Annotated in this window: 11 protein-coding genes; 6 read left to right on the top strand and 5 right to left on the bottom strand. The window is 69.6% G+C overall.

Annotated elements, in window-relative coordinates:
• Window positions 1–71 precede the first annotated feature (71 nt).
• Together grpE and dnaK are read right to left on the bottom strand one after the other, a co-directional pair.
• Window positions 72–644 carry a nucleotide exchange factor GrpE gene (gene grpE, locus MYK68_RS02130; protein ID WP_371308498.1) on the bottom strand — a complete coding sequence of 191 codons (573 nt, stop codon included), beginning with the start codon at window positions 642–644 and terminating at the stop codon, window positions 72–74.
• On the bottom strand, window positions 641–2,488 hold the full coding sequence (gene dnaK / locus MYK68_RS02125; protein ID WP_247866055.1) for a molecular chaperone DnaK: 1,848 nt from the start codon (window positions 2,486–2,488) through the stop codon (window positions 641–643). Before dnaK ends, grpE begins: the two co-directional genes overlap by 4 nt.
• Window positions 2,489–2,794: 306 nt before the next feature.
• Between dnaK and MYK68_RS02120 the strand changes: the two genes are divergently transcribed.
• The 4 genes from MYK68_RS02120 to MYK68_RS02105 all read left to right on the top strand — a co-directional run bounded on the left by MYK68_RS02120 (window position 2,795) and on the right by MYK68_RS02105 (window position 7,643).
• Window positions 2,795–3,646, top strand: a complete 852-nt coding sequence (locus MYK68_RS02120; RefSeq protein WP_247866054.1) for a fumarylacetoacetate hydrolase family protein — start codon at window positions 2,795–2,797, stop codon at window positions 3,644–3,646.
• A gap of 10 nt (window positions 3,647–3,656) precedes the next feature.
• The gene (macS, locus tag MYK68_RS02115; protein ID WP_247866052.1) at window positions 3,657–4,877 is read left to right on the top strand and encodes a MacS family sensor histidine kinase; all 1,221 of its coding nucleotides are present in this window, start codon (window positions 3,657–3,659) and stop codon (window positions 4,875–4,877) included.
• Window positions 4,874–5,521 (top strand): response regulator, encoded by a 648-nt coding sequence (locus tag MYK68_RS02110; protein WP_247866050.1) that lies wholly within the window; start codon window positions 4,874–4,876, stop codon window positions 5,519–5,521. The genes macS and MYK68_RS02110 overlap by 4 nt, the downstream gene beginning before the upstream one ends.
• A 112-nt stretch (window positions 5,522–5,633) precedes the next feature.
• Complete coding sequence (locus MYK68_RS02105) at window positions 5,634–7,643, top strand: DUF2339 domain-containing protein (RefSeq protein ID WP_247866049.1); 2,010 nt, start codon at window positions 5,634–5,636, stop codon at window positions 7,641–7,643.
• Between the two features lie 103 nt (window positions 7,644–7,746).
• Here the strand turns inward: MYK68_RS02105 and MYK68_RS02100 are convergent, their stop codons facing one another.
• From MYK68_RS02100 to MYK68_RS02090, 3 genes are all read right to left on the bottom strand, one after another.
• Complete coding sequence (locus tag MYK68_RS02100; protein WP_247866047.1) at window positions 7,747–8,874, bottom strand: NDMA-dependent alcohol dehydrogenase; 1,128 nt, start codon at window positions 8,872–8,874, stop codon at window positions 7,747–7,749.
• 163 nt (window positions 8,875–9,037) lie between these two features.
• The gene (locus MYK68_RS02095; protein WP_247866045.1) at window positions 9,038–9,640 is read right to left on the bottom strand and encodes a SanA/YdcF family protein; all 603 of its coding nucleotides are present in this window, start codon (window positions 9,638–9,640) and stop codon (window positions 9,038–9,040) included.
• A gap of 177 nt (window positions 9,641–9,817) precedes the next feature.
• Window positions 9,818–11,476 carry a hypothetical protein gene (locus MYK68_RS02090; protein WP_247866043.1) on the bottom strand — a complete coding sequence of 553 codons (1,659 nt, stop codon included), beginning with the start codon at window positions 11,474–11,476 and terminating at the stop codon, window positions 9,818–9,820.
• A 261-nt stretch (window positions 11,477–11,737) separates the two neighbouring features.
• Between MYK68_RS02090 and MYK68_RS02085 the strand changes: the two genes are divergently transcribed.
• Window positions 11,738–13,135, top strand: a complete 1,398-nt coding sequence (locus tag MYK68_RS02085) for a WS/DGAT/MGAT family O-acyltransferase (RefSeq protein WP_247866041.1) — start codon at window positions 11,738–11,740, stop codon at window positions 13,133–13,135.
• Window positions 13,136–13,235: 100 nt separating this feature from the next.
• Window positions 13,236–14,624 (top strand): WS/DGAT/MGAT family O-acyltransferase, encoded by a 1,389-nt coding sequence (locus MYK68_RS02080; protein WP_247866039.1) that lies wholly within the window; start codon window positions 13,236–13,238, stop codon window positions 14,622–14,624.
• Window positions 14,625–14,766 lie beyond the last annotated feature (142 nt).

Genomic DNA, 14,766 nt, shown 5'->3' with positions numbered 1-14,766 from the left:
AAAGTCTTGTGTCGCCGCGACCGCGGCGGGACCGGGACGACGCCGACGTCGTTCCCGGTCCCGCCCGGCTGCTATGCGTTCTCCGGTGTCCCGGCGGCGCCCGCCGCCGGATCCGGATCGGTGACGGTGACCATCGCGTGACGGATCACCTTGTCCCCCAGTCGATAACCGGGCCGGAACACCTGCCCGATCACCGGGTCCACCCCGCTGCCGTCGTTCTGGATCGCCTCGTGCAATTCCGGATCGAACCGGTCGCCCGGGGCACCGAACTTCGCCACCTTCTCGCCGCCCAGCACATCGCCCAGCTTGTCGGCGAAGGCCTTCAGCGGGCCGTCGGACAGGTGACCGTGCTCGCGGGCCCGATCGAAGTCGTCGAGCAGCGGCAGCAGCTTCTCGACGATCGACTGCTTGCCGAGCGCCACCTTCTGCTGTGCCTCCTCGGCGCTGCGCCGGCGGAAGTTGACGAACTGCGCTCGCTCCCGCTGCAACGCCTCGGTCAGCTCGGCGACCCGCTCATCGATGCCGCCCGCCTCCTCGGCGGGAGCCTGCGCGGCTCCCGCCTCGGCGGCGTTCTCGGTCACGACCTCGGCGTCCACGACGTCCTCGGGCCCCGGCGCGCCGCCCTCGGCGCCCGGCGCCGTCACTTGTCGTCCGCGGGGTCGTCCACGACCTCGGCGTCGACGACGTCGTCGTCGGAGCTGCCGCCCGCGGCGTTACCGGAGTCGGCGGCCGAGGTCTCGGCCTGAGCGTTGGCGTAGATCGCCTCGCCCATCTTCTGCGACTTCTCCGACAGCTTCTCGATCGCGCTGCGGATCGCGGCGGTGTCGGTGCCCTTCAGCGCCTCGTTGGCCTCGTCGACCGCACCCTTGACGTCGGCGACGACGTCGGCCGGGATCTTGTCCTCGTTGTCCTTCAGCACCTTCTCGGTCTGATGGACCAGGGACTCGGCCTGGTTGCGGGTCTCCGCCTCCTCGCGGCGCTTGCGGTCCTCCTCGGCGTGCAGCTCGGCGTCCTTGACCATGCGGTCGATCTCTTCCTTCGAGAGACCCGAGCCGTCCTGGATCCGGATGCTGTTCTCCTTGCCGGTGCCCTTGTCCTTCGCGGTGACGTGCACGATGCCGTTGGCGTCGATGTCGAAGGTCACCTCGATCTGCGGGACACCCTGCGGGGCCGGTGCGATACCGCCCAGCTCGAAGCTGCCGAGCAGCTTGTTGTGGGCCGCGATGTCGCGCTCACCCTGGTACACCTGGATCTGCACCGACGGCTGGTTGTCCTCGGCCGTGGTGTAGGTCTCCGAGCGCTTGGTCGGGATGGTGGTGTTGCGCTCGATCAGCTTGTGCATCACGCCGCCCTTGGTCTCGATGCCGAGGGACAGCGGGGTCACGTCGAGCAGCAGCACGTCCTTGACCTCGCCGCGCAGCACGCCGGCCTGCAGGGCGGCGCCGACGGCGACGACCTCGTCCGGGTTGACGCCCTTGTTGGGCTCGCGACCGTTGGTCAGTTCCTTGACCAGCTCGGACACGGCGGGCATGCGGGTGGAGCCGCCGACCAGAACCACCTGGTCGATGTCGTCGACGCGGATGCCCGCGTCCTTGATGACGGCCTCGAAGGGCTTGCGGCAGCGGTCGAGCAGGTCCTGGGTGATCTTCTGGAACTCGGCGCGGCTGAGCGTCTCGTCCAGGAACAGCGGGTTCTTGTCCGCGTCGACCGTGATGTACGGCAGGTTGATGGTGGTGCTCTGCGACGCCGACAGCTCGATCTTGGCCTTCTCGGCGGCCTCACGCAGACGCTGCATGGCCATCTTGTCCTTGGTCAGGTCGATGCCGCTGGACGCCTTGAACTTGTCGACGAGCCACTGAACGATGCGCTCGTCCCAGTCGTCGCCGCCGAGCACGTTGTCGCCGGAGGTGGCGCGCACCTCGACCACACCGTCGCCGATCTCCAGCAGGGAGACGTCGAAGGTGCCGCCGCCGAGGTCGAAGACCAGGATGGTCTGTTCCTTGGAGGCCTTGTCCAGGCCGTAGGCCAGGGCGGCCGCGGTGGGCTCGTTGACGATGCGCAGGACCTCGAGGCCGGCGATCTGGCCGGCTTCCTTGGTGGCCTGACGCTGCGAGTCGTTGAAGTAGGCGGGCACGGTGATGACGGCCTCGGTGACGTCCTCACCCAGGTAGGCTTCGGCGTCGCGCTTCAGCTTCATCAGCGTGCGGGCGCTGATCTCCTGCGCGGTGTACTTCTTGCCGTCGATCTCGATGGTCCAGTTCGGGTCGCCCATGTGGCGCTTGACCGAGCGGATGGTGCGGTCGACGTTGGTGACGGCCTGGTTCTTGGCGGGCTGACCCACCAGGACCTCACCGTTGCGGGCGAAGGCGACGACGGACGGGGTGGTCCGCGATCCCTCCGCGTTCGTGATGACGACGGGCTCGCCACCCTCCAGCACCGCGAGCGCGGAGTTGGTGGTGCCGAGATCGATTCCGACAGCACGTGACATGTGTGTTCCTCCCTGTTGTACGGCTAGGTGAGCCGGGTTTGTCCGGTAGGGCCGCAATGGCTCCTGATGTCTTGGTCAGAAACCTCAGCGTCTCGCACTCAACACTTAGACCGGTGACGGTGATCCGTCAAGCCTTCTTGAGCGCTGTTCACTCAGGTTCCTCGATGGGTACAACCGGTCCGCGGGCCGATCTCTTCCCGAAGTTGAGCCTGTTACGTGCATATATGTGGTGATCCTGCTCACAATGGGCGCCGGTGCGATGATGGAGTGAGCGCGCACCGGCGCGAGCTACTTCGAGGGGACACCATGCACCTGGCCACGATCCGTACCGGCACCACCACCCGCGCGGTCAAGCGCGTCGACAGCGGCACGTCGCCGGTGCTCGTCGACCTGGGGTACGTCGATCTGGGTGCGCTGCTGGCCGATCCGGACGGCCTCACCCGGGCCGCGGCGATCGACGGCGGCACCACCTACGACGCCGCCACCGCCGATTTCGCGCCGCCGGTGATCAACCCCGACAAGGTGATCTGCGTGTCGCACAACTACGGCGAGCACTACCGGGTCCTCGGGCTGAACATCCCCGAATCACCGCGCCTGTCGACCAAGTTCTCCACCGCGCTGATCGGCGCGAACGACGAGATCGTCAAGCCGGCGGACGCCCACGCCCTCGACTGCGCCGTCGAGCTCGCCATCGTCATCGGACGGACCGTGCGGCACGCCTCCGACGACGAGGCGGCCGCCGCCATCGCCGGCTTCACCGTCATGAACGACGTCACCGACCGCGATCTCGAGTTCCAGGCCGAGGAATGGGGACTCGGCAACATCTGGGACCGCTCCACCCCGATCGGCCCGTACCTGGTGACCCCGGACGACCTGCCCGGCGGCATCGCACCGACCCTCGCGCTCACGACCACGATCGACGGCCGGCCGGTCCAGTCCGGCAGCACCGCCGACCTGCACTTCGACCCGGTGCACGTGGTCCGTCGCGCCTCGCGGTTCATGGAACTGCGCCCGGGCGACATCGTCGCCACCGGCAGCCCGTCGTCGCCAGCGCACGACCACGGCCCCGAGGCGCATCTGCAGGCCGGCCAGCGGATCGTCGTGAGCATCGACGGCATCGGCGAGTGCCGCAACACCGTCGTCGCCGCTGACGCCTGACCCACCGCCCATGTCCCCCGTCGCAGCGGTGACCGCTCTGGACCGGCTGTTCCCGGAGAGCTGGCGCCGGCTCGACGACGACGACCCGGTCGGCCCGCTCTGGCGCGGTGCCCAGATATTCCGGCTGCTCGGCTTCTTCTACGCGCTCGGCTTCCTGATCGCCGTCGACCACGACCTCGAGCATCCCGGGATCGCCTGGCTCTTCTTCGTGCTCCTGACCGCCGCGAACGCGGTCTTCGCCACCGGGTACCTCGTCGGTTTCGGCCGCCGCTGGTGGTGTGCCGCGGCCGAACTCGCCTGCTTCATCGCGGCGATGCTCTCCACCGAGTACGTCGCGAGTTCCGCCTGGATCGCGTCGAACCAGACGTGGCCGACCACCCTGTGGTGTTCCAGCGCGCTGCTCTCGGCGGCTCTGCTCGGCGGCGCCTGGACGGGGGCCGCGGCCGGGGTCGCGATCGGGCTGGCGAACTTCCTGGTCAAGGGGCAGGTCTTCTTCAACTTCGGGCGCAACGCGACCTTCCTGCTGCTGGTCGTGGCCGGTATGGCGGTCGGACTGGCCGCCTCCCGCGCGCGGGTGACCCACGCGAAGCTGACCGCCGCGGTGCACGCCGCGGCACAGGCCGCCGAACGGGAACGACTCGCCCGGCACGTGCACGACGGCGTCTTGCAGGCGCTCGCCCTGATCGCCCGGCGCGGCCGTGAGATCGGCGGCCCCACCACCGAACTGGCCGAACTCGCGGCCGGCCAGGAACGGCAACTGCGGCGGCTGATCGCCGAGGTCCACCCGCAGGCCTCCTCCTCGCGCAGCCGTCCGACGACCGCCGAGATCGTCGACCTCGGCGTGCCCCTCCGCGCCCTCGCCACCGACACCGTCTCGGTCAGCACCCCGGCGGCACCGGTCGTCCTGCACGAGGAGATCGCGCGCGAGGTCCTGGCCGCGGTCACCAACGTCCTCGACAACACCGCCCGGCACGCCGGGCCCGGCGCCCACAGCTTCGTCCTTCTGGAAGACCTCGACGACGAGGTGGTCCTGAGCCTGCGCGACGACGGCCGCGGGATCGCGCCGGGCCGCCTGAACCAGGCCGCCGCCGAGGGCCGGATGGGCATCAGCAGGTCGATCATCGGACGCATCGAAGCGCTCGGCGGCAGCGTGGCGCTGGAATCGGCGCCCGGTGCGGGCACAGAATGGGAACTGACGATCCCGCTACGCCAGGAGGGCGACCGACGATGAGCGATCCCGCACCGATCCGCGTGATGGTGGTCGACGACCACCCGATGTGGCGCGACGGCGTCGCCCGGGACCTGACCGACGAGGGCTTCGACGTCGTCGCCGCGGCCGACGGCGTGCAGCGGGCCACCGAGATGGCGCGCGCCTATCAGCCCGACGTGGTGCTGATGGACATGCAACTCCCCGACGGCAACGGCGCCCAGGCCACCGTCGCGGTGCTGGCGGTCTCCCCGAATTCGCGCATCCTGGTGCTGTCGGCCTCGGAGGAGCGCGACGACGTCCTGGAGGCGATCAAGTCCGGTGCCGGCGGATACCTGGTCAAGAGCGCGCAGCGCTCCGAGCTGGTCGCCGCCGTCCGGGCGACCGCCGCCGGGCAGACCGTCTTCACCCCCGGCCTGGCCGGCCTGGTGCTCGGCGAATACCGGCGGCTCGCGAAGGATCCTGCCGACGACGCACCCGCCCTCACCGAGCGTGAGACCGAGGTCCTCCGCTACGTCGCCAAGGGCCTCAGCTCCCGGCAGATCGCCGAGCGCCTGTACCTGAGCCCGCGGACCGTCGAGAACCACGTCGGCGCCACCCTCCGCAAACTCCACCTCCGCAACCGGGTGGAGCTGGCCCGCTACGCGATGGACAACGGGCTGTCGTAGCGGCACCACGGACGCCGAATCCGTCCGGCCGTACAGCCGCCGACTCCGGGAATCGCCCATCTAGGTAGTTCTGCGCATCCGGGTGCCCGTATCCCGGCGGACACTAGAAATCATGAGCTCAGCACCGGATCCGATCGAGGTCGCCGCGCGCATCGACGACGACCTGCACGCCATCTCCGCCCGCCTGTCGAAGGTCACCGGCGACGTCGCCGAACTCCGCGAGGCCCTGGCCGGACTCGCCACGCGGCCCGCGACGGCCCCGGAACCCGAACAACTGGAACCCGAACAACAGGCTGAGCCGGAACCGCGGGCGGCGACCGAGCCGCAGGCCGAACCTCGGCCCACCCTGCAGTACGCGACCGCCTTCGCGCCGCCGCCCGGTACACCGATCGCACCGCCGCCCGCCGCGCCGCCCATCCCGACTCCGCTGGTTCCGCCTCCGTACGCCGGACCTCAGCCGGCCGCGCCCTTCCCGCCGTATCCGGGCGCTCCGTCTCCGGTGCATCCGTACGGCCCGGCCTGGCCCGCTCCCCCGGTGCGCGCACCCCGCGACACCGGCAGCGTGATCGGCCGGGTGCTGGCCGTCGCCGGTGCCGCGATCACCCTGATCGGCGTGGTTCTGCTGCTAGTGCTGGCCGCGGAGGCGGGTCTGCTCCGCCCCGAGGTCCGGGTCGCCGGCGGTGCCGTGCTGGCCGCCGTCCTCGCCGGCGCCGGGATCTGGGTTGGCCGCCGTCCGGCGCGCCGTCCGGCCGCGTCGGCCCTGGTCGCCACCGGCGTGGTGACCGCGCTCTTCTGCGTCATGGCGGCCGCGAACATCTATCACTGGCTGCCGATGATCGCGGCGCTCGTACTGTCCGGGACCGTCGTCGCCGGCGGCCTCGGCGTCGCCGCGGCCTGGAAGGATCAGTGGCTCGGGGTGACCGCGGGGGTGGCTCTGATCCTGTTCTCCCCGTTTCTCACGCACGGCTTCACCATGACCCTCGCGGTCTTCCTGCTGGTCTACGCCGCGGCCTCGCTGGCCGTCCAGATCGGCCGCAACTGGTGCGCGTTGTTCGCCGTCACCACGGTCGCGGCCACGCTGCCGATCGTCGGGCTCGCGGTGCAGCTGCACGCAGGGACGTCCACCCAGTTCGCGATCGTGGCCTGTCTGACCGCGGCCCTCGGTGTGGCGTCGGCCTGTCTGTTGGTGCGGACCAGTTCGCTCCCCCTGCTCGTCGCGCTCATCGGCCTCCTTCCGGTTCTACCCCTGTTGATCAGCGGATACCGGCTCGGCGGGACCACCGCCGGGATCATCCTCGGCGTCACCGCCGCGGTGTTGCTCGCGCTCGCCGCGGGCGGCACCGGCCTGCCGGGCGCGAACCGCGGCGTCCGGATCGCGTGGCTGGCCGCCGGCGTGGTGACCGGGGTGATCGCGGTGGCCGTCGCGTTCGGCGTCGACGGCTTCACGCTCGCGCTGCTCGGGACGGCCGCGGTCCTGGCCGTGTCGGACCGCGCTGCCGGCGATCTCGCCCTGCCGGTGCGGATCGCGGCCACCGTCGTCCTCGCCGTCGGGCTGGTGGCGATCGCCGTGCCGGGCGCGACGGCGATGTTCGTCCGGGACGGGCTGGGCACCACCGACCGGATCGTTCTCGTCATCGGTTCGCTGCTCGCGCTGGTCGCCCTCGGCATGGTCACCTGGTCGTGGCTGCCCTCGGCGAAGAGCGCGTCGACCGTGCTCATCGTCATCGCCGGACTGGTGTCCCTGCTCGTGACCAACGTGTTCTGCGTGGCGGTCGGCACGGCGGTCACCGGCGGGAGCCTGAACGGCTACCGGGCGGGCCAGATGTGCGCGACGATCGGCTTCGTCGCGGCCGGCGCCGTGGCGCTGACGTGGGCCAGGCGCCTCCGTCACGGCGATCGCACCCTGGCCCTGACCGCCGGACTGCTGGTGATCGCGGTCGCGGTCGCCAAGCTCTTCCTGTTCGATCTCGCCGCACTCGGCGGGTTCTTCCGGGTGCTGGTGTTCATCGTGGTCGGTCTGGTGCTGCTGGGTCTGGGCGTCGTCTACGCACAGAGCCTGCCCGAGGACGACCCGTCGGCCGATTGCCCGACCGGCCCGATCCCGGTACTGCACGGTCGCTGACCGGACGAGCTCGTTCACCACGAGCCGGCCTGGAGCTTTTTGAACGACGGACACCGCCGCACCGGGCGCGAGTGAGCACCCGGTGCGGCGGACTGGTGACGGCCTACCAGTCGGCCTCGTCGTAGACGATCATGCCGCGGATGTTGTTGCCCTCGAGCATGTCGTCGTACGCCTTGTTGATGTCTTCGAGACGGTAGGTCTGCGTCACGAGGTCGGCCAGGTTGAGCTGACCGGCGCGGTACTCGTTGAGCAGCTTGGGCACCTGGGTGCGCGGACCGGCACCGCCGAAGATCGCCCCCTGCACGCGCTTCTGCAGCAGGGTGAGTTCGAACAGGTTGAGCTTGACGTCCATCGCCTGGAAATCGCCCATGCCCACGACCACCACCTGGCCGCCCTTCCCGGTCATCGCCAGCGCGGGGGCGATGTACTCGCCCTTGATCTCGCCGACGGTGATGACCACGGTGTTGGCCATCGTGCCCCAGGTGATCTCACCGACCGTCGGCAGCGCCTCCTCCATGCTCGCGAAGGTGTGCGTGGCGCCCAGTTTCTCGGCCATGTCGCGCTTGAACTTCACCGGGTCGACGGCCACCACGTACCGCGCACCGGCGGCCTTGGCGCCCTGCACCGCGTTGATGCCCACCCCGCCGATACCGACCACGACCACGGTGTCGCCGACCTTGGTTCCACCGATCTCGGTGGCACTGCCCCAGCCGGTGGCCACGCCGCAGCCGAGCAGCGCGGCCTCCCGCAGCGGAATGTCGTCCTCGATCTTCACCAGCGAGGCCTGGTTGACCGTGATGTACGGCGAGAACGTGCCGAGCAGGCACATCTGGGTGAACCCCTCGCCCGCGGCGTTGGTGACGCGGTGCGTCTTGTCCGAGATCGACAGCCCGGTCAGCAGACCTGCGCCCTCGTCGCAGATGTTCTGCTGACCGCGGGAACAGGGGCCGCAGACGCCGCACGCCGGGATGAACGCGGTCACCACGTGGTCGCCCTCGGCGAACCGCGTCACCCCCGGCCCCACCTTGGTCACGACTCCGGCGCCCTCGTGGCCGCCGACCACCGGCATCGGCGCCGGGCTCTGGCCGGTGCGCAGGTGATGATCGGAGTGGCAGAGGCCGGAGCTGGCCAGCTTCACCTGGACCTCGCCGGCCACCGGGTCGCCGAGTTCCACCTCCTCGATCTGCCACTCCTGATTCACGCCGCGCAGGACCGCCGCCTTCGTCTTCATCGTGTGATTCCTCGTCCTTCTCGATCGATCGGATGCCCCCTGTCCCTCGATCCTCGCCGCGCGACCGCGAACGCGAGCCGTTTTCGGGGATCTGCCCGCACGACCTCCGCCGGCGAGGCCGCGCGAGGCCCAGCGACCCGCTGCCGGAGCCGCGCGCCTCTCCTCAGCCGATCAGGGAATCCACGACGGCTCGCGGCCGCGAGCCGAGAGCCTCCCGCAGAAAGTTGCGCGCCAGCGACAGTCGCGTACATCCGCGGCACGGCGCGATCACCCCGGTCACGTCGATCCCGGCGGCCCGGCACAGTCCGACGGCCCGCGCGACGTGGAAGTTCTGCGTCACGATCAGCGCGCGCCGCACCCCGAACTCCTCGGCCGACCGGCGGCATGTCGCCGCGGTGTTCAGACCGAGGGGGTCATCGACGATGTCCGCCGCCCGGACCCCGTGCGCCTGCAGGTAGTCGCGCATCACGCGGACCTCGTTGCCGGCGTCGTCGGCGTCGTTTCCGGAGGCGATGATCCGGTCGACCCGGCCCTCCCGGTACAGCTCCAGCGCCACGTCGAGCCGATTGCGCAGGTAGACGCCGGGTTCACCGGCGCCGGCCTTGGCGCCGAGAACGATCACCGTCTCGGGCGCCCCCGGCGGAACCTCGCCGGCGTCGACCACCCGGCCGCGCGAGACGGCCACCGCCCACGCCGAACTGCCGATCACGACGGCCTCGACCACGATCACCAGCCAGAGCGCCAGTGTTCCGAGTCGTCTCCGCACCCGATCACGGTAGCCGCCCCGGCGCGGGCCGGTGGTCGTCGGAGGGCACCGCGGCGCCGCGGAACCTGGTGCGTCCGCCGAACGGGACTGCCGTGTCGAGCCCGAGAAAGACTCCCCGGACGGCAGTCGGCCCGCTCACCTGGCAGGTGAGCGGGCCGATGCGAACCGTTGACTCAGTTAGTCGCTGACGACTCCGGAGCCCGAGTCGCCACCCGCACCGGCACCGGCACCGGCACCGCCGTCGTTTCCGGCGCCACCTTGACCTTCGGCGCCACCGTTGTCTCCGGCACCGCCTTGACCTTCGGCGCCACCTTGACCTTCGGCGCCACCGTCACCCGCGCCGTCGTCGGCACCGCCGCCGAGTTCCGAGTTCGACTTCTGATCGAGATCGGCCTTGTCGTTGTCACCGGTGCCCGTGACGGTGTCCACCGGCGGGGCCGGCGGAGACACCACGATCGCCGGCGGGTCGTTCGGCGGATTGATGTCCGAGCTCACCACGGGCGTCGGCGCATCGTTGACGACCATCGGATACTTCTGGGCCGCGTCTCCGTCCGACCCATCGGCCTGGCCGTCGGCGACCTGCTGGGTCGACTGCTCGCCGAGAGCGAGGGAGGCCGGCGCAGCCGCTTGTCTCAGGACCTGCGTGGAGGTATTCGACGAGGCCGAGCCGATGATCCCGCTGATCCAGTCGATCAGATCGGACTCCACCTTCGGACCGCTGTCGGTCATCACCACGCGGATCAGATCGCTCTTGAATTCCGGGACGAACTTTCCGGCGAGCACATCGTTCAGCGGCCCCAGGTCCAAGACGTCGCCGCCCACGTCGGAGATCAGGTCCGCGATCTTGTCTCCGAACGGCGAGACGAGACCGATGTCCAGCGGGTTCTTGATCGCGTAGACCACGTAGCCGCCGTGCTGATCCACGTTCTGCTGCTTCTGGAAGATGAAGAGCACGCTGGTGCAGGAATGGGTGCGCTTGGAGCTCGTGACCGCGCCCGAATCATCGAGTGTCTGCTCGTGCACCCGAGCCTCACCGTAGGCGGCGGTGCAGACAGCACCCGATGAACCGTCGAGCGACCTGTATGCGGCGGTGATACCGCCGAGCGCGACAGTCGATGCCCGGTACTGTTTGACGTTAGAAACCAACCCGGAGGCGACCTCACCGAGGGTCAACGACGAGTTGGCGATCGCGATGCCGAACGGCAGGCTCTTCGCATTCGCCGAGTTCTCCACCCTCGGCGAACCGATGCCGATCAATTCCTGCGACGCAGGCCGGCCGATCGCCGTCGCGACGCTCACCCCGAAGAGTGATTCCGCGTTCGCGATGCCACCTGCGGCGGCGATGGCCGCCGCGACCGCGAAGATGTAGTCCGCCTTGGCCGTGGACTCACCCCCCAGGACGGTGATGGCGGTGGTGTAGCCGCTTCCGGAAATCGTGGCTGTCCCGGGTATCAGAACACTGGGATTATGAAGGTCGAGTTCGACGCCTGGCGTGGCGAGTGCACCGTTCAGCCCGCCGACGGAGACCAGCCCCGCGATGTCCGGCGCGACGATGCCCAGGATCGCGTCGGCGACCGACGAGAACAGCCAGGGGCTGGCGCCGGTGCAATCCGCAACACTGCCCAGATCTTGGCTAGCGTCGGTGTCACCCGCATCGCAGGCCGCGACCGCTGGCAGTACAGAGCCGAGACTCCCGATACTCAGGGGAAAGATGTCTGCTGCGTGCGCGGGCGGCGCGGTCATCGTGCCCGCCATCAGCGCGGCGGTGGCCCCCACCGCGACGGCGGCGCCCGCCTTCCGGCGGCGACGGTTCTTTCGGGCCTGCGATGTGGCCATAAGTGCGCTTCCTCTCAGATGCAATCAAGTTCCCGGCGAAGCTGAGACTACGCTGAGCGTGTCGCGAGTCACAGAAGATCGGAAAGCCGTCTTTTCAGACTCTCCGTCCACCCGTCGGCCGACGCCCTCGGCCTCTCCGCGACGGCCGCCAACGGGGCGTGGGACACCACCGGATTCTCCGCGATGTGGTGCGTGCCACAATATGGCGAGAAGGCGGCGTGCGGTACACCGCCGGAACGGCGCGCAAACGGAGGAGCACCTGTGGAGTACATGCCGGTGACGCAGTCGATGTTCCTCGTCGCCGAAACGCGCGACCAGCCGATGCACGTCGGCGGCCTGCAACTCTTCATCCCCCGCGACGGGCAGAGCCCCGCGGAACTGGCCGAGGAGGTGCACGCACGGTTCGTCGCGGCCACCGGCGTGCAGCCGCTCTTCCGCAAACGCCCCGCCAGCCCGGCTTCCGTCATGGGCCTGACCGCCTGGCAGCACGACGACGAGATCGACGTCGACTATCACGTCCGCCGGATCGTGCTGCCCCGTCCGGGCGAGATCAAGAACCTCCTGCGGTACGTGTCCCTCAACCACGGCGCGCTCCTCGACCGGAACCGGCCGATGTGGGAGGTGCACATCATCGAGGGCCTGCGCGACGGCCGCATCGCCCTCTACACCAAGATCCACCACTCGCTGGCCGACGGCGTCACCGCGCTGCGCATCCTGCAGCGCAGCCTGACCACCGATCCGGACGACCGCAGCGGCACGTCGTTCTGGGACCCCGCACTCCTGCGGCGCCGCCGCCCCCGGAAGCCGACGACCCCGTCGGGTCTACTGAGCAAGGTCACCGGCACCATCGGCTCGGCGGTCGGCCTCGCCGACGACCTGATCGGCCTCGGCCCGGCCGCCGCGAAGGTCGCGATCGCCGGCGTGTTCGACAAGGACTTCGTCGCCCCGATGCAGATGGCCCCGGTCACCGCGCTCAATGTGACGATCGGCTCAGCACGGCGCTTCGCCGCGCAGGACTGGCCCACCGACCGCCTGCGCGACGTCGCACGCCGGCATGGCGTCACCTTCAACGACGTCCTGATCGCGATGTGCGCCGGTGCGCTGCGCCGCTACCTGCACGACCACCACGAACTCCCCGATTCCACCCTCACCGCGTGCCTGCCGGTCTCCCTGCACGGCGAGGGCGACGGCGACGGCAACGCGATCACCGCCATCCTCGTCCGGATGGCCACCGACATCGACGACCCCGCCGCTCGGTTGCGGGAGATCCGCGCCTCGTCGTCGTCCGCCAAGAACATCGTGCGCGGCCTCAAACCGATCCAGTCGCTCGCGCTCGGTGCCGCGAACGCCTGGCCGCTGGCCTTCGCGACGGTGCCCGGCTTCGTCAAGTACACGCCGCACGGCTTCAACCTGATGATCTCCAGCGTGCCCGGCCCCGACATGCCGCTCTACTGGAACGGCGCCCGTCTCGACGGCTGCTACCCGGTGTCGATCCCGATGGACGGCCTGGCGATGAACATCACCATCACGACGGTCGGCGGGAAGGCCAATTTCGGCATCATCGGCGCACGCGCCCAGCTGCCGAGCCTGCAGCGCATCCTCGACCATCTCGACACCGCCCTGCTCGAGCTGGAAGATATCGCGCCGATCGGCGCCTGACCAGGCACATCATCGACAAACCTGAGACGTCCGACGTCATGACGTCTCAGTGTCTACCTGCCAGTAAGATTCCCCTACCCGACCAACCCGAGGGAGCGTCATGCAGTACATGCCGGTGACCGAGTCGATGTTCCTCATCGGCGAGACACGCGACCAACCGATGCACGTGGGCGGGCTCCAGCTGTTCATTCCGCGCGATGGCCAGACGGCGGCCGAACTGGCCGACGAACTCCACGACCGCTTCGAGGCCGCCACCGAGTTCCAGGACGCGTTTCTCCGCCGGCCGGCCGGCAGCGTCGCCGGCTATCTCGCGTGGCAGCACACCGACGAGATCGACTTCGACTACCACGTCCGGCGCATCGCGCTGCCCCGCCCCGGCGAGATCAAAGACCTGCTGCGCTATGTCTCGCTCAACCACGGCACGCTGCTCGACCGCTCCAAGCCGATGTGGGAACTCCATATCATCGAGGGCCTGCAGGACGGCCGGCTCGCCCTCTACTCCAAGGTCCACCACTCGACGGTCGACGGCGTCACCGCGCTGCGCATGCTGCAGCGATGCCTCAACACCGATCCCGAGGACCGCACCGGCACGGCGTTCTGGGACGCCCGGCTCCGGCGGCGCCGCCGGAACCGGGCGCCGAAGCCGGAGAAGAACCTGTTCACCAAGGTCACCGATACCGTCGGCACGGTCGTACGCACCGCCGACGACATCGTCGGCATGGCCCCCGCGGCGGCCAAGGTCGCCGTCTCCGGCATGCGGAACAAGGACTTCGTCCCGCCGATGAAGGCCGCTCCCAAGACGATGCTGAACGTCCCGATCGGCGCCGCTCGCCGCTTCGCCGCACAGGATTGGCCCACCGAACGCATCCGTGCCGCCGCCCGCAGGCACGGCGTCACGGTGAACGACGTCATCCTGGCCATGTGCTCGGGCGCCCTGCGCGCATACCTGTCCGATCACGACGCCCTGCCCGGCGAATCGCTCACCGCGATGGTTCCGGTCTCCCTGCACGACGCCGAATCCGAGGGGAACAACGTCACCGCGATCCTGGCCCGGCTCGCCACCGACCTGCCGGCCCCGGCCGATCGGCTCCGCGAGATCCGCGCGTCCACCGCGTCGGCCAAGAACGTGGTCCGCGGGTTGCGCCCGCTGCAACAGCTGGCCCTCGGCGCGGCCAACCTCTGGCCGCTGGCGTTCTCCCCGATGCCCGGCGGACTCGATCTGTCCCCGCAGATGTTCAACGTGGTGATCTCCAATGTCCCCGGAACCGACGAGCAGTTGTACTGGAACGGTGCTCGGCTCGACGGCTGCTACCCCGCGTCGATCCCGGTCGAGGGGCAGGCGATGAACATCACGATCACCTCGGTCAGCGGCAAGACCGCCTTCGGGATCACCGGCGCCCGCGCCCAGTTGCCGAGCCTGCAGCGCATGCTCGACCACCTGGAGACCGCGCTCGGCGAACTCGAAGTGATCGACCCGATCGACGACTGATCCGGCCGGTCCGCGTCGTGTCCGGGGGCCCGGAGATCGATGACCCGCACCACAGTGCGCACGCGCGGGCTGGCTTGCTTTATTACTCACGAGTAATGTCCGGGGAGGACCCGTCTCACCTGCCAAGTTAGGTAAACCTTGG

It is taken from the genome of Gordonia sp. PP30 (assembly GCF_023100845.1).
Taxonomy (GTDB): Bacteria; Actinomycetota; Actinomycetes; order Mycobacteriales; family Mycobacteriaceae; genus Gordonia.
The sequence above is the reverse complement of the archived record's forward strand: the minus strand, read 5'-3'. Positions and strand labels throughout refer to the sequence as shown.